The 21,381-nt window shown below is 64.5% G+C and carries 20 protein-coding genes; 13 read left to right on the top strand and 7 right to left on the bottom strand.

Annotated elements, in window-relative coordinates; translation table 11 throughout:
* The first annotated feature begins 394 nt into the window (after nucleotides 1-394).
* Nucleotides 395-1,240 carry a DUF6515 family protein gene (locus tag ACEWE8_RS04300; RefSeq protein WP_046785146.1) on the top strand — a complete coding sequence of 282 codons (846 nt, stop codon included), beginning with the start codon at nucleotides 395-397 and terminating at the stop codon, nucleotides 1,238-1,240.
* A gap of 3 nt (nucleotides 1,241-1,243) precedes the next feature.
* Here the strand turns inward: ACEWE8_RS04300 and ACEWE8_RS04295 are convergent, their stop codons facing one another.
* Entirely contained in the window at nucleotides 1,244-2,113 is an 870-nt protein-coding gene (locus tag ACEWE8_RS04295) for a cation diffusion facilitator family transporter (RefSeq protein ID WP_012312582.1), read from the bottom strand.
* A gap of 25 nt (nucleotides 2,114-2,138) precedes the next feature.
* Nucleotides 2,139-2,558 carry a hypothetical protein gene (locus ACEWE8_RS04290; RefSeq protein ID WP_012312583.1) on the bottom strand — a complete coding sequence of 140 codons (420 nt, stop codon included), beginning with the start codon at nucleotides 2,556-2,558 and terminating at the stop codon, nucleotides 2,139-2,141.
* 117 nt (nucleotides 2,559-2,675) lie between these two features.
* On the opposite strand from ACEWE8_RS04290, the gene hrpB reads away from it, so the two are divergent.
* Nucleotides 2,676-5,204 carry an ATP-dependent helicase HrpB gene (gene hrpB / locus ACEWE8_RS04285; RefSeq protein ID WP_046785147.1) on the top strand — a complete coding sequence of 843 codons (2,529 nt, stop codon included), beginning with the start codon at nucleotides 2,676-2,678 and terminating at the stop codon, nucleotides 5,202-5,204.
* A 12-nt stretch (nucleotides 5,205-5,216) separates the two neighbouring features.
* Here the strand turns inward: hrpB and ACEWE8_RS04280 are convergent, their stop codons facing one another.
* Nucleotides 5,217-5,873: a YciC family protein gene (locus ACEWE8_RS04280; RefSeq protein WP_046785148.1), complete on the bottom strand. Its 657-nt coding sequence runs from the start codon at nucleotides 5,871-5,873 to the stop codon at nucleotides 5,217-5,219.
* 153 nt (nucleotides 5,874-6,026) lie between these two features.
* Between ACEWE8_RS04280 and ACEWE8_RS04275 the strand changes: the two genes are divergently transcribed.
* The 4 genes from ACEWE8_RS04275 (at nucleotide 6,027) to ACEWE8_RS04260 (ending at nucleotide 9,762) form a co-directional block, all read left to right on the top strand.
* A complete protein-coding gene (locus ACEWE8_RS04275; protein ID WP_046785149.1) occupies nucleotides 6,027-6,779 on the top strand; it encodes a DUF2076 domain-containing protein in 753 nt (250 codons plus the stop codon).
* Nucleotides 6,780-6,842: 63 nt separating this feature from the next.
* Nucleotides 6,843-7,322, top strand: coding sequence for an NYN domain-containing protein (locus tag ACEWE8_RS04270; RefSeq protein ID WP_012312588.1), 480 nt, complete (start codon nucleotides 6,843-6,845; stop codon nucleotides 7,320-7,322).
* 144 nt (nucleotides 7,323-7,466) lie between these two features.
* Nucleotides 7,467-8,387 (top strand): drug/metabolite exporter YedA, encoded by a 921-nt coding sequence (yedA, locus tag ACEWE8_RS04265; RefSeq protein ID WP_046785150.1) that lies wholly within the window; start codon nucleotides 7,467-7,469, stop codon nucleotides 8,385-8,387.
* A gap of 55 nt (nucleotides 8,388-8,442) precedes the next feature.
* Complete coding sequence (locus ACEWE8_RS04260; protein WP_012312590.1) at nucleotides 8,443-9,762, top strand: DEAD/DEAH box helicase; 1,320 nt, start codon at nucleotides 8,443-8,445, stop codon at nucleotides 9,760-9,762.
* Nucleotides 9,763-9,848: 86 nt separating this feature from the next.
* Here the strand turns inward: ACEWE8_RS04260 and ACEWE8_RS04255 are convergent, their stop codons facing one another.
* On the bottom strand, nucleotides 9,849-11,090 hold the full coding sequence (locus ACEWE8_RS04255; RefSeq protein WP_367903688.1) for a TIGR03862 family flavoprotein: 1,242 nt from the start codon (nucleotides 11,088-11,090) through the stop codon (nucleotides 9,849-9,851).
* A gap of 149 nt (nucleotides 11,091-11,239) precedes the next feature.
* Nucleotides 11,240-12,154: a histone deacetylase gene (locus ACEWE8_RS04250; RefSeq protein ID WP_046785151.1), complete on the bottom strand. Its 915-nt coding sequence runs from the start codon at nucleotides 12,152-12,154 to the stop codon at nucleotides 11,240-11,242.
* Nucleotides 12,155-12,267: 113 nt separating this feature from the next.
* On the opposite strand from ACEWE8_RS04250, the gene ACEWE8_RS04245 reads away from it, so the two are divergent.
* The 4 genes from ACEWE8_RS04245 to ACEWE8_RS04230 all read left to right on the top strand — a co-directional run bounded on the left by ACEWE8_RS04245 (nucleotide 12,268) and on the right by ACEWE8_RS04230 (nucleotide 15,549).
* Nucleotides 12,268-12,840 carry a GNAT family N-acetyltransferase gene (locus ACEWE8_RS04245; RefSeq protein ID WP_046785152.1) on the top strand — a complete coding sequence of 191 codons (573 nt, stop codon included), beginning with the start codon at nucleotides 12,268-12,270 and terminating at the stop codon, nucleotides 12,838-12,840.
* A gap of 91 nt (nucleotides 12,841-12,931) precedes the next feature.
* Nucleotides 12,932-13,801, top strand: coding sequence for an acyl-CoA thioesterase II (gene tesB / locus ACEWE8_RS04240; protein ID WP_012312594.1), 870 nt, complete (start codon nucleotides 12,932-12,934; stop codon nucleotides 13,799-13,801).
* Complete coding sequence (locus tag ACEWE8_RS04235; protein WP_012312595.1) at nucleotides 13,798-14,388, top strand: HAD family hydrolase; 591 nt, start codon at nucleotides 13,798-13,800, stop codon at nucleotides 14,386-14,388. The genes tesB and ACEWE8_RS04235 overlap by 4 nt, the downstream gene beginning before the upstream one ends.
* 150 nt (nucleotides 14,389-14,538) lie before the next feature.
* Nucleotides 14,539-15,549 (top strand): NAD(P)-dependent alcohol dehydrogenase, encoded by a 1,011-nt coding sequence (locus ACEWE8_RS04230; protein ID WP_367903689.1) that lies wholly within the window; start codon nucleotides 14,539-14,541, stop codon nucleotides 15,547-15,549.
* A gap of 9 nt (nucleotides 15,550-15,558) precedes the next feature.
* Here ACEWE8_RS04230 and ACEWE8_RS04225 read toward each other — a convergent pair whose 3' ends face one another.
* Nucleotides 15,559-16,257, bottom strand: coding sequence for a FadR/GntR family transcriptional regulator (locus ACEWE8_RS04225; RefSeq protein WP_046785154.1), 699 nt, complete (start codon nucleotides 16,255-16,257; stop codon nucleotides 15,559-15,561).
* A gap of 261 nt (nucleotides 16,258-16,518) precedes the next feature.
* Here ACEWE8_RS04225 and ACEWE8_RS04220 point away from each other — a divergent pair, with 261 nt between their 5' ends.
* Nucleotides 16,519-17,871, top strand: a complete 1,353-nt coding sequence (locus ACEWE8_RS04220) for an MFS transporter (protein WP_046785155.1) — start codon at nucleotides 16,519-16,521, stop codon at nucleotides 17,869-17,871.
* Nucleotides 17,872-17,890: 19 nt separating this feature from the next.
* Nucleotides 17,891-19,246 carry a glucarate dehydratase gene (gene gudD, locus ACEWE8_RS04215; RefSeq protein WP_012312599.1) on the top strand — a complete coding sequence of 452 codons (1,356 nt, stop codon included), beginning with the start codon at nucleotides 17,891-17,893 and terminating at the stop codon, nucleotides 19,244-19,246.
* Between the two features lie 115 nt (nucleotides 19,247-19,361).
* Here gudD and ACEWE8_RS04210 read toward each other — a convergent pair whose 3' ends face one another.
* The gene (locus tag ACEWE8_RS04210; RefSeq protein ID WP_080952079.1) at nucleotides 19,362-20,249 is read right to left on the bottom strand and encodes a LysR substrate-binding domain-containing protein; all 888 of its coding nucleotides are present in this window, start codon (nucleotides 20,247-20,249) and stop codon (nucleotides 19,362-19,364) included.
* Nucleotides 20,250-20,349: 100 nt separating this feature from the next.
* Here ACEWE8_RS04210 and ACEWE8_RS04205 point away from each other — a divergent pair, with 100 nt between their 5' ends.
* Nucleotides 20,350-21,300: a 2-hydroxyacid dehydrogenase gene (locus ACEWE8_RS04205; RefSeq protein WP_046785157.1), complete on the top strand. Its 951-nt coding sequence runs from the start codon at nucleotides 20,350-20,352 to the stop codon at nucleotides 21,298-21,300.
* The last annotated feature ends 81 nt before the right edge of the window (nucleotides 21,301-21,381 follow it).

Genomic DNA, 21,381 nt, shown 5'->3' with positions numbered 1-21,381 from the left:
GGAAAAGGCCTTTTCTGATCAGATTGCGGTGAATTATCGATCCAGGGTTAAAAATTGCGCAAGTGCTATTTATCTGAGCAATCTTCGCAATCCGCTGCCGCCCCCTGTCCCGTATCTTTATCAACAGAATCACTGCCCGGACATCAGTCCACGGCGACGCGCCCTAGGCGGGCGGTCGCGGCCAGCCATCCAACAGGATCCGCCAGGCCCCCGGGCTACGTACCTCCACAAGAGCGTATGAGGTGAGCCGGCGCCACAAGTGCCGAGCACGGACGACAATTCTCAAAGGGAGGCCTCAAGGCCTCCCTTTTTTCATGGCCGCGATTTCATCTGTTTGTCCGTTACAGGCACGGTAGACTGGCAGCGTGCCGTTATCTTGACCGTGAGGAACAAAATGAAGTCGCGCATCTGGCAGTTGGCAGGTGTTGGTTTGCTTGGCGTGAGCATCTGCCTGGGGGCGATGGCCCAGGGCCCTGACGACGGGCATGGGGGCAATGGCCGGCAGGATCCCAACGGTAGTTACGAAGGCCGTTCGCCGCTCAACTCGCGCGATGAAGTGCACCAGACCCAGCCCGCCCGCCAGGGCTACTACCAGGATATTCCCCGGCGCAATGCCGATTACCGGCACTGGGAGGCTGGCGGCCCTGGTCAACGGCCTGGTGGCGACTGGCAGGGGCGGCCGGATGGCCATGGCAATGGCTGGGGGCCGGGGCCGCAGTATCGTCCCGGGCACAGCATCGACCATTTCCCGGACCGCTACTGGAAAGTGCCCTACCGTGGGCAGGACTATTTTTACTCAGGTGGTTACTGGTACCGCCCGCATGGCGGCAGCTACATCGTGGTAGCCCCGCCTTACGGGGTGCGGGTCGGCTATCTGCCATCCTATGCACGTGAAGTGTGGGTGGGGGGTGCCTTGCTCTTCCTGGTGGCCGATACGTATTACCAGTACCTGGCAGACAGCCAGGAGTACGTGGTGGTCAGCCCGCCCGCGGTTGCACCGGCACCGGTGCCCGTGGCGCAAGCCCCTTCAGGCAACGCATACGATGTGGTGGCCTACCCGATGCATGGGCAAGGCCAGGAGCAGCAGGACCAGGACCGCTACCAGTGTCACCGTTGGGCGGTGAGCCAGTCCAACTTCGACCCTGCAACCGCCCCCAGCGCACCGCCGGCCAATGTTGCAGACAACTACCGGCGGGCGCTGGGGGCGTGTTTCAGTGGCCGGGGCTACAGTATCAATTGAGCCTCAGACGGGGTCGGCATGCACCATCACATCGGCCTGTGGATAACGCTGGCGGATGACTTCAGAGGCCTGGACGCACAGGGCATGTGCTTCGTGCAACGGCAACTGCCCCGGCAGCTCCAGATGCAGTTGCACGAACCACTGATTGCCCGACACCCTGGTGCGCAGGTCATGCACACCTTTGACCCCGGCGATGCCCAGCACCAGTTCGACCATGCCCTCGCCGATGTCGCCGGGCAGTTCCTTGTCCATCAGGATTGCCGTGCTTTCCCGGGCGATCTGCAGTGCACTCCACAGGATGTACAGCGCGATACCCAGGCCAAACAGCGCATCCAGCTGCGGCCAGCCGTAGCGCGCCAGCAGCAAGGCCAGCAGGATGCTGCCATTTAGCAGCAGGTCAGAGCGATAATGCAGCGAGTCGGCACGCACCGCCGTTGAGCCTGTCACACGTACCACCTTGCGTTGCAGCGCCAGCAAGGCCAGCGTCAGCACCAGCGACAGCAGCATCACGCCGATACCGATTGCAGTATCACCCAAGGGCTGTGGCGATTGCAGGCGCTCGGCGGCCTGAACCCCGATCAGTACCGCACTCACGCCGATGAACACTGCCTGGGCCATGCCTGCCAAGGCTTCTGCCTTGCCGTGGCCGAAGCGATGGTCATCATCAGCCGGGCGTAGCGCATAGTGCACTGCGAGCAGGTTGAGGAACGAGGCGACCGCGTCCAGCGCCGAATCGGTCAGCCCGGCCAGCAGGCTGACCGAGCCACTCAGCCACCAGGCCACGGCCTTGCTCAGCACGAGGATGCTGGCCACCGCGAGCGACGCGCGGGTGGCCAGGCGTAGCAGGCGCTGGTGTTCAGCCGAGGTGATCATGCCGAGGGTGGTTTCCTTGCAGGTTTCAGGCTGTCGGCACCAGGCCGAACGCTGCCAGTTGCTCGACGCTGCCGCGATGCTGGATCAACCGCGGGTCGTCCAGCGGCAGGCGCTGGCCCAGTTCGCTTTCGAGAATGGCCTGCAGCTTGAGGTTGTCGACCTTGCCATCGGGCTTGATGGCCTCGCGCAGTTTCTCTGGCGCTACTTGTGCCGTGGTGCCCCCAGGGTAGTAGATGGCGCCGGTGGCGAAGTCGACGCCAAAGGCAATCAGGCCAGGGATCACGTAGAACAGAATACCGATGGCATCGAGGGCGACGATTACCGGGTCGACCTTGCCCTCGATCTGCCCGCGGCGTTCGGGGTAGAACAGCGTGCCGCAGGCCGTCAGCTGGGTCAGCAAGGTGGCGATGAGGGCGCCACCGATGACGCGGGATGGGATGCGCATTTGAATCTCCGAAGAAAGTTGCCTCAAGGTGGGGCGATACGCCGGCACCTGATGCTAAGACCATGATAGAGCAGGCTGGGTTCGCCGTTATACTCGCCAGACTGTTCGAGGACCACCATGATTTCCTTACCGATCGATGCTGCCCTGCCGGCTTTACGCCATGCCTTGGAAAACCGTCACGAAGCGGTGCTCGAGGCGCCGCCCGGCGCAGGCAAGACCACCCGTGTACCGCTGGCACTGTTGAATGAACCCTGGCTGGCCGGGCAGACCATCGTGATGCTGGAGCCGCGCAGGTTGGCGGCGCGTGCGGCGGCCGAACGGCTGGCCAGCGAGCTGGGCGAAAAAGTCGGCGAAACCGTGGGTTACCGCATTCGTTTGGACAGCAAGGTCGGGCCCAATACCCGTATCGAAGTAGTCACCGAAGGCATCCTGACCCGCCGGTTGCAGGCAGACCCTGCGCTGGAGGGAGTAGGGCTGCTGATCTTCGACGAGTTTCACGAGCGCAGCCTGGATGCCGACCTGGCCCTGGCGCTGAGTCTCAATGGCCGGGAGCTGCTGCGCGACGACCCGCCGCTGAAAATTTTGCTGATGTCCGCAACCCTGGAGGGCGAGCGCCTGTCCCGGCTGCTCGACGACGCGCCGGTGATCAGCAGCGAAGGCCGCATGTACCCGGTTGATATTCGTTGGGGCCGGCCGTTCCAGCCTGGGGAATTCATCGAGCCACGGGTGGTGGACAGTGTGCTGCAGGCCTTGGCCGATCAACCCGGCAGTGTGCTGGTGTTCCTCCCAGGCCAGGCTGAGATCCGCAGGGTTCACCAACGTTTGCAGGAATCATTGGCCGAGCGCCCGGGCATTCTGCTGTGCCCCTTGCATGGCGAACTCGACCTCAATGCCCAGCGTGCCGCCATCGATCCGGCGCCCCAGGGCCTGCGCAAGGTCGTGCTGGCCACAAACATCGCCGAGACCAGCCTGACCATCGACGGCGTGCGCGTGGTCATCGATGCCGGCCTTGCCCGGGTACCGCGTTTCGACCCCGGCAGCGGCATGACGCGCCTGGACACCCAGCGCATCTCCCGTGCCAGCGCCACCCAGCGGGCTGGCCGTGCCGGGCGCCTGGAGCCGGGCGTGTGCTACCGCTTGTGGTCAGAGGCGCAGCACGACCAGCTGGCAGCGCATGGCAGTGCCGAAATCCTCCAGGCAGACCTTGCTGGCCTGGCGCTGCAACTTGGCCGATGGGGTGTTACGCCTGACCAGTTGCGTTGGCTGGACCAGCCTCCAGCGGCGGCATTTTCCCAGGCGCGGGACCTGCTGGCGCGGCTTGGCGCTTTCAAGCTGGGCAGCCGCGACAACCTCAGTGAAGACGGCCAGGCCATGGCCGAGCTTCCGGCTCACCCGCGAATCGCTCACCTGCTGCTGCGCGGCCAGGACCTGGGCTTGGCCGCGATGGCTTGCGATGTTGCCGCCTTGTTGGGCGAGCGCGACATCCAGCGCGCAGGTGGCGCCGACCTGCATGACCGGCTGGCGCTGATCAGCGGTGACAGCAAGGCCAGCCGTGGCGGCCAGGGCGGTGTGCAGCGTGCCCGGCAGTTGGCCCGCCAGTATCGGGGGCTGTTGCGCGGCAAGGCCGGTGCGGCGGTTGCCGATCCTGAGCATCCACGCTGGCTCGGCGCCCTGCTGGCGTTGGCCTATCCCGACCGGGTTGCCCAGCAGCGTCGCGAAGGCGGGGCCGAGTACCGCCTGGCCAACGGCCGTGCCGCTTTGTTCGCCGAGGCCGATGCGCTGATGAAATGCCCGTGGTTGGTCATCGCCGACCTGGGCAGCCGCCAGGGGCAGCGGGAAGAGCGGATTTACCTGGCTGCCGAGTTCGACCCGGCGCTGCTCGACGATGTGCTGGCCGAACAGGTCGAGCGCGTCGACATTCTCGACTGGGACGAGCGCGAGCAGGTGTTGCGTGCCGAGCGTCAGACCAAGGTCGGCGAACTGGTACTCAGCCGTGAACCGTTGCCTGGGCTGGATGATGACGCCCGCGCCCAGGCACTGCTCGGCCTGGTGCGGCGCAAAGGCCTGAACCTGCTGAGCTGGACGCCAGAGCTACGCCAGTGGCAGGCGCGGATAGCGCTGTTGCGCCAGCTTGACCTGGAAAAAGACGGCCACAGCGAGTGGCCCGACCTGGGCGATGAGGCGCTGCTGGCCAGCCTGGAACACTGGCTGCAGCCTTATCTGGGCAAAGTGTCCCGGCTGAGCCATTTCGCCGCCCTGGACCTGCCTTCGATCTTGCGTAATCTGTTGCCCTGGCCGCTGCCCCAGCGCCTGGACGAATGGGCGCCAGCGCACCTGGCTGTGCCGTCGGGCTCCAGTATCCGCCTCGACTACAGTGAAAACCCGCCGATCCTCGCCGTGCGCCTGCAAGAGCTGTTCGGCCTGGCTGACACGCCGCGCATCGCCCAAGGTCGCCAGCAGGTCAAGCTGCACCTGCTGTCGCCAGCGCGGCGGCCAGTGCAGGTGACGCAGGACTTGGCCAACTTCTGGCGCACCACCTATGCAGAGGTGAAGAAGGACCTCAAGGGTAGATACCCCAAGCATTACTGGCCGGACGACCCGCTGGTGGCGGAGGCCACCGCGCGGGCCAAACCGCGCGGTACCTGACTGGGAGGCAGTTCAGGCGTCGTTCTTGCTCTCCAGCAGCATGAACAGGCGATACAGCACCACGGTGCTGAACAACTGCAGGAAGCCGAGCAGGCTGGCCATGGCCAGCTCCAGGGCGGGGGCAGGCTCGGGGAAGGCGATCAGCAGCAGCCCGTCGATCAGCCAGATCGGTGCGAGCACGGCAAGTACGCAGAGCATGATGCGCATGAAGTGCCCGGTGGTCATGCGTGCGCTTTCGCGCATCGACTGCACCACCGGCAGGCCGCGCAGCACCAGCAGATACTCGGCGAACACCAGGTTGATCATGATCCATACCCCCGGGAAGACCAGCAGCGCCAGCCCCGCCATGATCAGTAGCGAGCTGATCATGATCAGCAGCGCCAGCTGCGGCCATAGCTGCATGGCGCGGGCGAACAGGTTGCGTTTGGGGATGTCCTGGCCGTTGCTGCGGGTGTCGAGATAAAGAATCAGCGCTGCACTGTAGAGCGGGTAGAACAGCAGGCTCACCAGCATGCTGTAGGCCGGTGATGCCTGGTCGCCCAACTGCTGGTACAACAGTTGGGTTATCAGGGCTTCGAGTACGACCAGCGGCAAGCACAGCGGGATGATGTTTGCCAGGTGGCGGCGGAAGAAGTAGAGGGAGTCGCGCAAAACGCTCAGCGGATTCATCGGTCAACATCGCATGGCAGTAAAAGCAGGGGCCTAACTTTAGCCCAGAGCAGTCAATTGCTGAAAAAAGTTTCACCAGGCCAGTGATTGAATCCGCCGCCTGCGCGCCCCATCTTTGACACGTCCGATGTCCCGCTTCCCACGAGGTAGCCCATGAACACTGAAGAACAAACCCTGATCGATGGCCTGTTTGGCCGCATCAAACAAGCCGAAGACCCCAGCCAGCCGCGTGATGCACAGGCCCAGGCGCGCATCGAGGAACACCTGCGCGAACAGCCGGCGGCGCCTTACTACATGGCCCAGGCAATTTTGGTACAGGAGGCTGCGCTCAAGCGCCTGGACGAACAGAACAAGCAACTGGAAGCAGAGCTCAAACAGGCTCGTGCCCAGGTCGAGGCTTCCCGCACCAGCAGCACCAGCAGTGGTGGCTTCCTCTCCAGCATCTTTGGCGCCAGTGGGCGTAATGCGCAGCCTGCCCAACCATCACAGCAGCCCCAGCGGCCTGCCACGCCGGTCGCGTCGGCAGGCGGTTGGCGTGAGCCGAGTGCCCCGGGCTTCTCCCAGCCGCAGGCGGCGCAACCTGGTTTCGGCGCCGCGCCGGGTCGGGGTGGTGCCAGCAGCTTCCTGGGCGGCGCAATGCAGACCGCTGCCGGTGTGGCCGGTGGTGTGTTGCTGGCACAAGGCATCAGCAGCCTGTTCAACCACCACTCGCAGCCGGAAGAGGTGGTTGAGGTGATCAAGGAAGAACCGGCCCCGGCCAGTGATACCGCTGGCTGGAACGACGAGGGCGCGCAGCCGCAGGTGGCCGACAATGGTGGCTGGGGCGCTGACCAGGGTGGTTTCGCTGACAGCGATTATGGCAGCGATGATGGCGGCTTCTTCTCGGACGACGACACCTTCGTCTGATCGGTCTGGCATACTGCTGGCATTTTCGGGGGCGCATTGCGCCCCTTCAGCCGAGGGTATGTAGTGAAGAAAATCGCACTGTTCGCCGATGTGCAGAACCTCTACTACACCGTGCGCCAGGCCCATGGCTGTCACTTCAACTACACCGCGCTGTGGTCTGAAGTCAGCCGCGAGGGTGAGATCGTCGAGGCCGTGGCGTATGCCATCGACCGTGGGGACAGCAAACAGCAGCAGTTCCAGCAGATCCTGCGCAACCTTGGTTTCGATGTGCGCCTCAAGCCGTTCATCCAGCGCAGCGATGGTTCGGCCAAAGGTGACTGGGATGTGGGGATAACCCTGGATGTGATCGATGCAGCCAGCCGTGTCGATCAGGTAGTACTGGCTTCGGGCGATGGTGATTTCGACCTGCTGCTGGAGCGGGTGATACAGCGTCATGGCGCCGAGGCGGTGGTCTACGGTGTGCCGGGGTTGACCGCCATGTCGCTGATCCGAGCGGCCAGCCGCTATGTGCCGATCGAAGGGCGTCTGTTGTTGAAGCATTGAGGCTCGGCGGCGCTTGATTGCCATTGCGCCGGATACCCAGCCATTACGCAAATTGTGCCGCCCAATTAATCCGGTTTTGTAACTTAATCTTGGCGGCGAGGCTCCCTAAACTCATTTCCCCGTAAACGGATTTCGAGTTTTGCCATGCCTGCCTCCCGCCGCTTCCCGTTATTGCTGATTGGTGCCTTTCTGGCCTTGTACCTGGTCTGGGGCTCGACCTACCTGTTCATTCGCATCGGTGTGGAGTCCTGGCCGCCGATGCTGATGGCCGGGGTGCGATTCCTTATCGCCGGCGGCCTGCTCTATGGGTTTTTGCGCTGGCGCGGGGTGCCGGCACCGACCTGGCCGCAATGGCGTGCAGCAGGGGCTGTCGGTTTTCTGCTGCTCAGTTGCGGCAATGGTGGCGTGACGGTTGCAGAGCATGCTGGCGTTGCCTCTGGCGTCGCTGCGCTGGCGGTGGCTACGGTGCCGCTGTTTACCTTGGTGTTTGGTCTGCTGTTCGGCCATCGCAATTCGCGCCTGGAGTGGGCGGGCATCTTCCTTGGGCTGGTTGGCATCGGCCTGCTCAACCTCGGCTCTAACCTGCAGGCCAGCCCCATCGGTGCGGCGCTGATCCTGTTTGCGGCTGCCGCGTGGGCGTTCGGGTCGGTCTGGAGCAAGAGCCTGCCGTTACCCCAAGGCCCCATGGCCAGTGCGGCCGAGATGCTGGTCGGTGGTGCGGTATTGCTGCTGGGCAGCGCCCTGTCGGGTGAGCGCCTGACTCAGATGCCCACTGCGGCAGGCTGGGGCGCATTGGCTTATCTGGTCTTGTTCGGCTCGATCCTGGCATTCAGCGCCTACATGTACCTGCTCAAGCATGTGCGCCCGGCGGCGGCCACCAGCTACGCCTATGTCAACCCGGCGGTTGCAGTGTTGCTTGGTATCGTCTTTGCCGGCGAGCAGATCGGCGCAGAGGAATGCCTGGCGATGGCGGTGATCATCAGTGCCGTGGTGCTGATCGGCCTGCCGCAGTGGCGCAGGCCGGCGCAGCCCACTGCATCGCTCGAGGGCGAAACCTGCAAGTAGGCCGGGGTGTTGCGGTAAACTTGCCGCCTTCGCTGAACCCCCTGACGGTATTGCCATGAATTTCGCCAAACTCGGCCTGATCGAACCGTTGCTGCGTACCCTGCAGCAGCTGGACTACACCACCCCGACCCCGGTTCAGGCCCAGGCCATCCCCGCCGTGCTGGCCGGCCGCGACCTGATGGCCGCAGCCCAGACCGGCACCGGCAAGACTGCCGGTTTTGCGCTGCCTGTGCTGCAGCGCCTTGCCCTGGAAGGGGAAAAGGTCGCCAGCAACTCGATCCGTGCGCTGGTGTTGGTACCGACCCGCGAATTGGCCGAGCAGGTGCACAACAACGTGCGCGAATACGCCGAAAACCTGCCGCTCAGCACGTACGCGGTGTATGGCGGGGTCAGCATCAACCCGCAAATGATGCGCCTGCGTCGTGGCGTCGACCTGCTGGTGGCCACCCCGGGGCGCTTGCTCGACCTGTTCCGCCAGAACGCGGTGAAGTTCAACCAGGTGCAGACCCTGGTGCTCGACGAAGCCGACCGCATGCTCGACCTGGGTTTTGCCGAAGAGCTGCAGTCGGTATACGCGGCCCTGCCGCGCAAGCGCCAGACGCTGCTGTTTTCCGCTACTTTCTCCGACCAGATCCGCATGCTGGCAGGGCTGGCGCTCAATGACCCGCTGAGCATCGAGGTCAGCCCGCGCAACGCGGCTGCCACCACGGTCAAGCAGTGGCTGGTGCCGGTGGACAAGAAGCGCAAGGTCGACCTGTTCTGCCACCTGCTGCGCAAGCAGCGCTGGAAGCAGGTACTGGTGTTTGCCAAGACTCGCAATGGCGTAGACCAGTTGGTCGAGCGGCTGCTGGGCGAGGGCGTGAACGCCGATGGCATTCACGGTGACCGCCCGCAAGCCACGCGCCAGCGCGCGCTGGACAGCTTCAAGGCCCGTGAGATCCAGGTACTGGTCGCCACCGACGTTGCCGCCCGCGGCCTGGACATCGACGACCTGCCGTTGGTGGTCAACCTCGACCTGCCGATCGTGGCCGAGGATTATGTGCACCGTATTGGTCGCACGGGCCGTGCCGGCAATAAAGGCGAGGCGATCTCGCTGGTGTGCGCGGATGAAGTTCAGCAGTTGGCCACGATCGAGACGCTGATTCGCCAGACCTTGCCGCGCCATGAAGAACCGGACTTCATCCCCGATCACCGGGTGCCGATGACCGATGCCAGTGGCCAGGTGATCAAGAAGCCGAAAAAGCCCAAGAAGCCGAAAGAGAACAGTGCCAAGCGCGGGCTGGGGCGCTGGATGGACAGTGGCGACGAGGCTCCGGTCAAGTCGGTGCGCAAAGTGCCCAGCTTCAATACCGGGCCGAAGAAGCGCAAGCCTTGAGGTTTTGGGGCTGCTTTGCAGCCCTTTCGCGACACGAGGCCGCTCGGGCGGTCGCGAAAGGGTCGCAAAGCGGCCCCCGCATCCTGTCAGGAAGACCGCGCCAGCCAATCCGCCGCCGCCCGCCCGGCCCGCAACCCGCTGGCAAAGCACGCCGTCAATAGATACCCCCCTGTCGGCGCCTCCCAGTCCAGCATCTCGCCGGCACAGAACACCCCGGGCATGCCCTTGAGCATCAACCCCTCATCCAGCCCCTCGAAGCGCACGCCACCGGCACTGCTGATCGCCTCGTCCAGCGGCCGGGTGCGTACCAGCGTGATCGGCAGCGCCTTGATCGCCCGTGCTAGCGCGGCCATATCGGCAAACGTCGCCTGATCCGTCAGTTCACGCAGCAGTGCCGCCTTCGCCCCGTCGATGCCCAGTTGGCTGTGCAGGTGCTTGGCCATCGACCGCGAACCACGCGGCTTGGCCAGGGCCTGGGCAATCTTGTCCACAGGCTTGTCCGGCAGCAGGTCGAGCAGCAGCGTTGCCTGGCCGTCGCGGTTGATGGCCTCGCGCAACGGTGCAGACCAGGCATACACCAGGCTGCCCTCGACACCCTGGGCGGTAAGGATGAACTCACCTTTGCGCGTTGCCGTGCCTGGCATGCCCAGGGCGATGTTCTTCAGTGGCGCGCCGGCGAACTTGTCCTTGAGCAGCGCACTCCAGCCTGCGACTTCAAACCCGCAGTTGCTCGCTTGCAAGGGGGAGATATCCACAGCCCGTTCGGCCAGCACAGGTTGCCAGGCGCCGTCGGAGCCCAGCCTGGCCCAACTGCCGCCCCCCAAGGCCAACACAACAACATCAGCCTTTACCTGCAGTTCGCCCTGTGGATAAGCGATTTGCAAGGCGCCGTCGGCGTGCCAGCCCAGCCAGCGATGGCGGGTGTGGATAACCACGCCGCTGTCGCGCAGGCGTTTGAGCCAGGCGCGCAGCAACGGCGCGGCTTTCATGTCGGTCGGGAAGACTCGGCCCGAAGTGCCCACGAAGGTTTCGATGCCCAAGCCGTGAATCCACTGGCGCAGGGCATCGGCATCGAAGTCGCCCAGCAGCCGCTTTATCTCGCTTTCGCGTTCGGCATAGCGCGCCACGAACTGGGGATAGGGCTCGGAATGGGTAATGTTCATGCCGCCGACGCCCGCCAGCAGAAACTTGCGGCCCACCGACGGCATGGCGTCGAACACCTGCACTGCCAGGCCCGCCTGGGCCAGGGCTTCGGCGGCCATCAGGCCGGCGGGGCCGGCGCCGATGACGACAGCCAGGGGAGGGGATGCGGGGCGTAGATCGGACATGGTGGTCAGCAGGCTGTGGAAAAGACCGCGCATTCTAACGCAGCAGGGGCCATGCAAGCACTGAGCAAAAAATGATCAGTATGCTGCAGGGCACGGTGGTAAAGGGCTGTAGCGGCTTTCCAGCAGGTTATCCACAGGCGGTTCCACAGTCATTGTGAACAACTGATGACCTTCGCCGCGCTGTGGTGGAGGATGCCGTGGCGCCGCGCCAGGGCTTCCCTGTCCTTGCTGTAGCCGCCGCCGATCACGCCGACCACCGGGATATCCCGCCCCAGGCAGTGGCGCATGACATGCTCGTCGCGCGCAGCCAAGCCGGCATCGGTCAGTTGCAGGTAGCCGAGGGCATCGTCCTTATGTACGTCCACACCGGCGTCGTACAGCACCAGGTCGGGTTGATACAGCGGCAACAGGTAGTTGAGCGCATCTTCCACCACTTTCAGGTAGGCGGCGTCACCCATGCCCCGCGGCAGCGGAATGTCCCAGTCGCTGTGGGCCTTGCGCGCCGGGAAGTTCTGTTCGCAGTGCAACGATACGGTGATGGCGTCCGGGGTGTCCTGCAGGATGCGCGCGGTGCCATCGCCCTGGTGCACGTCGCAATCGAAGATCAGCACCCGGTGCACCCGCCCGGCTTCGAGCAGGTAGCGGCTGATCACGGCCAGGTCGTTGAAGATGCAGAAACCGGCTGGGTGGTCATAGTGGGCGTGGTGGGTACCGCCGGCCAGGTGGCAGGCCAGGCCGTGCTGCAGCGCCATTTCGGCAGCCAGCAGCGAGCCGCCCACCGCACGCACGGTGCGCCGCGCCAAGGCCTCGCTCCAGGGCAAGCCCAGGCGGCGCTGGTCCTCGCGCGACAGCTCGCCGTGCATGTAGCGCGCGATGTAGTCGCGGTCGTGGGCCAGGGCGAGGATGTCGTTGGGGCAGATTTGCGGGCGCAGCAAAGCCTGGTCGGTGGTCAGCCCGCTCTCGACCAGGTGGTCGCGCAGCAAGCGGAACTTGTCCATGGGGAAACGATGCTCGGGTGGGAACTCCGGGCTGTAGTCATCGTGGTAGATCAGCGGCAACGGCATGGTGGGTTCGCAATCGGGGCCAGTGCTGATCTTGCCAGTTGTTGGGTTGTGGGTAAAAGTACTGCGCCGCGCCTACGCTGAACCTGTAGCACGGCAAAACCGGAGCACGCCCCATGACCCCCATCCTTGAACTGGAAAGCGCCCGCCTGGTGTTGCGCCAATGGCATGACGACGACCTGCGCGAGTTCGCCGCCATGAGCGCCGACCCGCAGGTGATGCGTTACTTTCCTGCCCCCATGACGCGGCTGGAGGCGGCGGCACTGATCGGCAGGATCCGCGGCCATTTCAACGAATACGGCTTCGGCCTGTGGGCCCTGGAACGCAAGGACAGCGGCGCCTTCATCGGCATGACCGGCCTGCTCAACGTCAACTTCGATGCGCCGTTCGCGCCGGCCGTGGAAATCGGCTGGCGCCTTGCCCGGCGGCACTGGGGCCTGGGCTTTGCCAGCGAGGCGGCGTGGACCTGCCTGCGTTGTGCTTTCGCCCAATTGCGCCTGGAGGAGGTGGTGTCGTTCACTACCGAGGCCAACCTGCCGTCGCAGAAGGTCATGCAGGCCATCGGCATGGAGCAGGACCTGCAAGGCAGTTTCGAGCACCCGCGCCTGCCCGCCGGGCACCCGCTGCGGCCCCACGTGCTGTACCGCATCGACCGGCCCCGCTGGGAGCAGACCTTGCGCGCTGAATGAGCGGTCATGCGCGGTGCCGATGACAAACCCTGTATCATTTGCCTTCATGAAAGCGCCGTAGAGCTGTGATGCCTTGCTAGGAGAACCCCCGATGAGTCATGTGTTGGACGACCTGGTCGACCTGTTGAGCCTCGAATCGATCGAGGAGAACCTGTTCCGTGGACGCAGCCAGGACCTGGGCTTCCGCCAGCTGTACGGTGGCCAGGTGCTGGGCCAGTCACTGTCGGCGGCCAGCCAGACGGTCGAAGACGCGCGCCATGTGCATTCGCTGCACGGCTACTTCCTGCGCCCGGGCGATGCCAGCCTGCCGGTGGTCTATTCGGTCGACCGTGTGCGCGATGGCGGCAGCTTCAGTACCCGGCGCGTGACGGCCATCCAGAAGGGCCAGACCATTTTCACTTGCAGTGCGTCGTTCCAGTACGACGAGGAAGGTTTCGAGCATCAGGCGCAGATGCCTGATGTGGTCGGGCCGGAGAACCTGCCGAGCGAGGTCGAACTGGCCCGCGCCATGGCCGATCACCTGCCTGAGCGCATTCGTGACAAGGTGCTGTGTGCCAAACCGATCGAGATACGCCCGGTCACCGAGCGTGACCCGTTCAACCCCAAGCCCGGCGACCCGGTGAAGTACACTTGGTTCCGCGCCGACGGCACCCTGCCGGACGTGCCCGCGCTGCACAAGTACCTGCTGGCCTATGCCTCGGACTTCGGCCTGCTGACCACCTCGCTGCTGCCCCACGGCAAATCGGTGTGGCAGCGCGACATGCAGATCGCCAGCCTCGACCACTCGTTGTGGTTCCACGGCAACCTGCGCGCCGATGAGTGGCTGCTGTACGCCACCGACAGCCCATGGGCCGGCAATGCCCGTGGTTTCTGCCGGGGCAGTATCTACAACCGTGCGGGGCAGCTGGTGGCGTCGTCTTCGCAGGAAGGCTTGATCCGTCACCGCAAGGACTGGGCATGAGCCTGGCCGATATCCGCAACTGGGTGTTCGACATGGACGGCACCCTCACCGTGGCAGTGCATGATTTTGCCGCCATTCGTGAGGCACTGGAGATTCCGCCCGAGGACGACATCCTCACCCACCTGGCGGCATTGCCTGCAGCACAAGCGGCCGCCAAGCATGCCTGGCTGCTGGAGCACGAGCGCGACCTGGCGGTTGCCTCGACTGCAGCTACCGGTGCTGTGGAGCTGGTGCGGGAGCTGGCCGGGCGTGGCTGCCGGTTGGGCATCCTTACCCGTAATGCGCGTGAGCTGGCGCATGTCACGCTGGAGGCGATCGGCCTGGCGGATTGCTTTGCCGTCGAGCACGTGCTCGGTCGTGACGAGGCGGCGCCCAAGCCCAACCCCGATGGCCTGCTGAAGATCGCCAGTGCCTGGGGTGTGGCGCCGAGCGAACTGGTGATGGTGGGTGACTACCGCTTCGACCTGGATTGCGGCCGAGCGGCCGGGGCGCGCACAGTGCTGGTGAACCTGCCGGATAACCCATGGCCGGAACTGGTGGACTGGCATGCGGTGGACTGCCGGGCTTTGCGGGCGTTGCTGGGCTGAGTTTTCGGTAGCCTGCGCTTGCCCTGCCGCCGGCAAGTTGATCACCGCTGCTCAAGGCTGCCCGAGCACCTGTGGGAGCCAGCTTGCCGGCGATAGGGCCGTTACTGTCTATGCTCACCCCCAGTCTTTTCCCCAAATGGAGAACCAGCCATGACCCATAAAGCCATCTACGTGCAACCCGGCGGCGGCTACGACAAGGTCGAAGTCGGCACCTGCGAGGCTGCTGCGCCCAAGCCCGGCGAGATCACCGTACGCCTGCACGCCAGCTCCCTCAACTACCACGACTTTGCCGTGGTCAGCGGCATGTGGGGGCCGAGCGAGCGGCGCATTCCCATGGCCGATGGCGCCGGCGAAGTGACTGCTGTCGGGGCGGGCGTCAGTGAGTTCAAGGTAGGCGACAGCGTGGTCAGCACCTTCTTCCCGGACTGGCTCGATGGCCAGGCATTGGTCGAAGGCTTCGCCAGCGTGCCGGGCGATGGCATCGATGGTTACGCGCGTGAACGGGTCACCGCCCGCGCCACCTCCTTCACCTTGGCGCCCAAGGGCTACAGCCACGCCGAGGCCGCCACCCTGACGACCGCCGGCCTCACGGCCTGGCGTGCGCTGATGAGCGACGATCACCTCAAGCCCGGTGACACCGTACTGGTACAGGGCACCGGCGGCGTGTCGATCTTCGCCCTGCAGTTCGCCAAACTGGCAGGCGCCACGGTAATCGCCACCTCGTCCAGCGATGCCAAGCTCGAACGCCTCAAGGCCCTGGGCGCCGATCACCTGATCAACTACAAGAGCACCCCGGCCTGGGGCGAGAAGGTGCGTGAACTCACCGGCAACCGTGGCGTCGATCATGTGATCGAGGTAGGCGGGCCGGCGACGCTGGAGCAGTCGATGATTGCCGCACGGATCGGTGGCCATGTGTCATTGATCGGCATCCTTACCGGTGTCGCCGGGCAGTTGCCGCTGGTTCAGGCGCTGGTTCGGCAGATCCGGCTGCAGGGTGTGCTGGTGGGTAGCCGCGCGCAGCAGCAGGCGATGGTCCGGGCGATCGACGCCAACGGCTTGCTGCCTGTGGTGGACAAGCATTTCGAACTGGAGCAGATCGTCGAAGCGTTCCGCTACCAGGAGAGCAACCGGCATTTCGGCAAGATCTGCCTGACCTGGTAATCGCCAGCCTCAGTCCGGCAACAAGCGGTCCCGGCTGTTGGACAGATGCAGGCAGATCGCCGCCCGCGCCGCATCCGGGTCCTGCCGGCCAATGGCATTGAGAATCGCCTCATGCTCCAGGTTGGCCAGGTAGGCATGCCGGGCCAGGTTGGCCCCGGCGCGTTCTGCGATGGCCATGCGGTTGCGTGGAATCAGGCCATTGCCCAGCTGCGCCATCATCTCGCTGAAGTACAGGTTGCCGGTGGCCTCGGCGATCAGCAGGTGAAAGCGGCGGTCCGCTTCGATGCAACTGTCACCGGCGGCGGCGAGGTCCTGATAATCGTCCAGCGCCTGGCGCATGCGTGCCAGGTGGTGTTCGTTGCGGCGCACGGCGGCGAGGGCGGCTGCCTGGCCTTCGAGGCCGATGCGCAGTTCCAGCAGGTCGCGCACGCTTGCGGCATTCTCCACTCCCACCCGTAACCCGGCCTGCGCCGGGCGCGCCATCACGAAGGTACCAATCCCGTGGCGCGGTTCTACCAGGCCGGAGGCCTGCAGTTTCGACAGGGCTTCACGCACCACGGTGCGGCTGACACCGTGCTCGCGCACCAGGGTGTTTTCCGACGGCAGTTTGTCGCCCGGCTTGATGGTGCCCAGCAGGATCTGCTGGGTCAGGCTGGAGACCAGGTCGTGGGCACGGCTGTGGCCTGTTTTGCGGGGCTGCTGGGGCATGGGCCGCTCCGGTTGGCGAGTTAGCTTGTACGACAAGTTAGTCGATAAAAATATTTTCTGCCTGTTTTTTCGCAGCGCCGGGCAACCTGAAAAGTGAACTTATTAGCTTTATCGCCGCTTTTATACGATCTATAAGCTTGTATTTTGTGTTTTTAACGACAATCGCCATCTTGTCGTACAACTTCGCCGCGCATATGCTCTGCCCACTGTCATGTCAGACCACCTCGACCCGCACAAAAACAATTAGTGGGAGATACACAAGTGAACGACACCCTCGATCCGTCTGCCCGTAACGGCGGCGACGTGCTGGCCAGCGCCGTGGCCAAGGTCAAGCGCCACGTCCTGCCGCTGTTCGTGATCATGTTCATCGTCAACTACCTCGACCGCGTCAACATCGGCTTCGTCCGGCCACACCTGGAAAGCGACCTGGGTATCAGCGCTGCGGCCTATGGTTTTGGTGCCGGGTTGTTCTTCATCGGCTATGCGCTGTTCGAAGTGCCCTCGAACATGCTGTTGCAGCGCGTCGGCGCCCGCCTGTGGCTGACCCGCATCATGTTCACCTGGGGGCTGGTGGCCACGGCCATGGCCTTCGTGCAGAACGAAACCCAGTTCTACGTGCTGCGCTTTTTGCTCGGTGTTGCCGAGGCCGGCTTCTTCCCTGGGGTGATCTACTACTTCACCCGCTGGCTGCCAGGTGCCGAACGCGGCAAGGCGATTGCCATCTTCCTCAGCGGCTCGGCGCTGGCCTCGCTGATCTCCGGCCCCCTGGCCGGCGCGCTGATGCAGATCCAGGGCCTGGGCATGCATGGCTGGCAGTGGATGTTGTTCATCGAGGGCATGGCCTCGGTCACGCTGTGCTTCTTCGTGTTCTTCTGGCTCGACTCCAAACCGCACGACGCCAAGTGGCTGAGCAAGGCCGAGCAGGATGCGCTGGTCGATACCATCGACCGCGAGCAACGTGAGCGCGAAGCCACCGGCGCCGTCAAGGTATCGTCCTGGAGCCTGCTCAAGGACCGCCAGATCGTGCTGTTCTGCCTGATCTACTTCTGCATCCAGCTGACCATCTACGCTGCGACCTTCTGGTTGCCTAGCATCATCAAACGCATGGGTGACCTGAGCGACCTGCAGGTCGGCTTCTTCAACTCCATCCCATGGCTGATCTCGATCCTGGCCATGTATGCCTTCGCCGCTGGCTCCTCACGCTGGAAGTTCCAGCAGGCCTGGGTGGCTGCTGCCCTGGTGATCGCGGCCATCGGCATGTTCATGTCGACCACGGGCGGGCCGGTGTTCGCCTTTGTCGCGGTGTGCTTTGCCGCCATCGGTTTCAAGTCGGCTTCGTCACTGTTCTGGCCGATCCCCCAAGGCTATCTGGACGCGCGTATCGCTGCGGCGGTGATCGCCCTGATCAACTCGGTGGGCAACCTGGGCGGCTTCGTCGCACCCACCACCTTCGGCCTGCTCGAGCAGCAGACCGGGTCGATCCAGGGTGGCCTGTACGGCCTGGCCGTGACCTCGGTGCTGGCGGCCATTGCGGTGTTCTTCGTGCGCACTCGCCCAAAGGGCGTCCCCTCCAATGACCTCAAGGCCCCTTCGGCCTTGGGCCAGACCCACTGATGACTGCGAGACAACAACCATGAACATGCAGACGACTCCCGCACTCCACACCAGCACCCCCGTGGTCACCGACCTGCGCGTGATCCCGGTAGCCGGCCATGACAGCATGCTGCTCAACCTCAGTGGCGCCCATGGCCCGTTCTTCACCCGTAACGTTGTGGTGCTGCGTGACAGCGCCGGCAACACCGGCCTGGGCGAAGTGCCCGGCGGCGAGAAGATCCGCCAGACCCTGGAAGATGCCCGCAGCCTGGTGGTCGGCCAGCCGATCGGCCACTACCAGCGTGTGCTCAATGCCATGCGCCAGACCTTCGCCAACCGCGATGCTGGCGGGCGTGGCCTGCAGACCTTCGACCTGCGCATTACCGTGCATGCGGTGACGGCCATCGAATCGGCGCTGCTGGACTTGCTCGGCCAGCACCTCAATGTGCCCATGGCCGCGCTGCTCGGCGAAGGCCAGCAGCGCGACGCGGTGAAAATGCTCGGCTACCTGTTCTATATCGGTGACCGCCAGCAGACTGACCTGGCTTACCGCAACGAGGCCGACGCCGATGATGACTGGTTCCGCCTGCGTCACGAGAAGGCACTGACCCCTGAGGCCGTGGTGCGCCTGGCTGAAGCCGCCAAGCAGCGCTATGGCTTCAGCGACTTCAAGCTCAAGGGCGGCGTGCTGCGTGGCGAAGAGGAGATGGAGGCGGTGACGGCGCTGGCCGAGCGCTTCCCCGAAGCGCGTATCACGCTAGACCCCAATGGCGCCTGGTCATTGCAAGAGGCCATTGCCCTGTGCCGTGACAAGCACCACGTGCTGGCCTACGCCGAAGACCCGTGCGGTGCCGAAAACGGCTATTCGGGCCGTGAGGTGATGGCCGAGTTCCGCCGTGCCACCGGCTTGCCCACCGCCACCAACATGATCGCCACCGACTGGCGCCAGATGGGCCATGCGATCCAGTTGCAATCGGTGGACATCCCCTTGGCCGACCCACACTTCTGGACCTTGCAGGGCTCGGTACGGGTGGCGCAGATGTGCAACGACTGGGGCCTGACCTGGGGTTCGCATTCGAACAACCACTTCGATATTTCATTGGCGATGTTCACCCAGGTAGCTGCGGCGGCGCCGGGTGAGATCACGGCGATCGACACCCACTGGATCTGGCAGGACGGCCAGCGTCTTACCCGCGAGCCGCTGCGCATCGTCGACGGCCATGTGCGCGTGCCAGAGCGCCCAGGGCTGGGGGTGGAGCTGGATGAAGACCAACTGGCCAAGGCCCATGAGTGCTACCGCAGCATGGGGCTGGGAGCGCGGGATGACGGTGTGGCGATGCAGTTCCTGATCCCCGGCTGGACGTTCGATAACAAGCGGCCTTGCCTGGTGCGTTGAAGCCCGGTGCCCTATCGCCGGCAAGCCGGCTCCCCCTGGGTTTACGCTGAGCTTGAGAGCAGCGGGGTACCTGTGGGAGCCAGCTTGCTGGCGATTGGGCTGCGCAGCAGCCCCCTTACCCCGCCTCAAAAAATGCCCGAGCCATCGCCACAAACGCGCCCAGCACTGGGTTCGGATTATCCCGGCAATACGCCAGAAAGATCTCCGCCTGCTGGTCCGTCCCCACCATTGGCTTGAACACCACCTGCTCCAGCCGCAGCGCCTGCGCCGATGCCGGCACCACCGCACAGCCCAGCCCGACATTGACCAACCCCAGAATCGAATGCGTCTGCCCCAGTTGGTGCAGATAACGCGGCTGCACCTCGTGGCGGGCAAACAGATTGGCGATGCGGTCATGGAAGTAGCGCCCCTCGTTGGCGCTGTACATCACGAACGGCTGCTGATCGAAATCGGTCGGCTTGAGCCGCTCGCGCGCTGCCAGTGCATGGCCGGCGGGCAGGGCAGCGACGAAGGGCTCGCGGTGGATCGGCAGGTACTCCACGCGCGCGCTGGGCAGTACCTGGCGCACCAGACCGACATCGATCAGCCCAGCCTCCAGGTCATGCACCTGGGTTGCGGAGATGCGCTCGCTGAGCACCAGTTCGATGTCGGGTACGGTCTTGGCGGCGTGCACCAGCAGGCGCGGGATCATGCTGTAGGCCCCGACCGCTGTGAAGCCCAGCGTCAGTCGGCCAGCCTCGCCATGGGCAATGCGCCGGGCCGACTGGCTGGCCGATTCGGCAATCTGCAGTATGCGCCGGGCATCTTCCAGAAAGCTCTGCCCGGCGAGCGTGAGCCGCGCCTGGCGGTTGTTGCGCTCGAGCAGCAGCACCCCCAGCGAATGCTCCAACAGCTGGATCTGCCGGCTCAACGGCGGCTGGGTCATGTGCAGGCGGCTGGCGGCACGGCCGAAATGCAGCTCCTCGGCAACCGCTACGAAGCAGCGCAGCTGGTGCAGCTCCATGATTCAATTCCTGAATTATTCGATCCACCATCTATATTAGACCTGTATCGCATGCCGGCCTAGCATCGAGTCACACCTTTGAAGTTGCCGGATATCAACGATGAACAACGACAACACCGCAGCCGTCGAGCTGCTGCTCACCCAGCCGGTACCGGATGCCATCGATACGCAACTGGTCAGTGCCTACCAGGTGCATCGGCTGTATCGACATGACAATCCTCAACAACTGCTCGATGAAGTCGGCCCTCGTATTCGTGGGGTGGTCACCGGTGGCGCCAAAGGCTTGGCCAATGCGCTGATGGATCAACTGCCCGCGCTGCAGATCATCGCCATCAGTGGCATCGGCACCGACGCTGTCGACCTGCACCACGCGGCGAAGCGCGGCATACATGTCACCACGACACCGGGGGTGCTCACCGATGACGTGGCCGATATGGCCATGGGGTTGATCATCAACACACTGCGCCGCCTGGGCGAAGGTGAACGTCTGGTGCGTGATGGCTTGTGGGGCACGGTCAACCTGCCGTTGGCGCGCAAGGTCAGTGGTAGTGCGCTGGGCATCGTTGGCTTGGGGCAAGTCGGCAAGGCCATCGCCCGCCGTGCTGCCGCCTTCGACATGCACATTGCCTACAACGGCCGCCGCGAACAGCACGGCTGTGGCTACCGCTTCGTCGCTGACCTGGTCGAACTGGCGCGTTCTGTGGATGTGCTGGTGGTGGCGGCCTCGGCTGATGGCGGCAAGGTGCTGGTGAGCGCCGAGGTGCTCGACGCGCTGGGCCCGCAGGGCTACCTGATCAACGTGGCGCGCGGCAAGTTGGTGGATGAAGGCGCACTGGTCGAGGCCTTGCGCGAACGGCGCATTGCCGGTGCCGGGCTGGATGTGTTCGTCGATGAACCCCATGTGCCACCGGCTTTGTGTGACCTCAACCAGGTCAGCCTGCAGCCGCACCGAGGCAGCGCCACCCTGCAGACCCGCCTGGAAATGGGGCAAATGGTGCTGGACAACCTCGCTGCCTGTTTCCGCGGCGAGGTGCCACCGAACTGCGCGTAGCCCCTATCGCCGGCAAGCCGGCTTCCACTGGGAGCCCACTGCTTTGCAGCCCGGTGATGTACCTGTAGGCGCCGGCTTTCC

This window comes from Pseudomonas sp. TR47, from assembly GCF_044143025.1.
GTDB lineage: Bacteria > Pseudomonadota > Gammaproteobacteria > Pseudomonadales > Pseudomonadaceae > Aquipseudomonas > Aquipseudomonas putida_E.
This window is presented reverse-complemented; position numbering and strand designations above follow the sequence as displayed.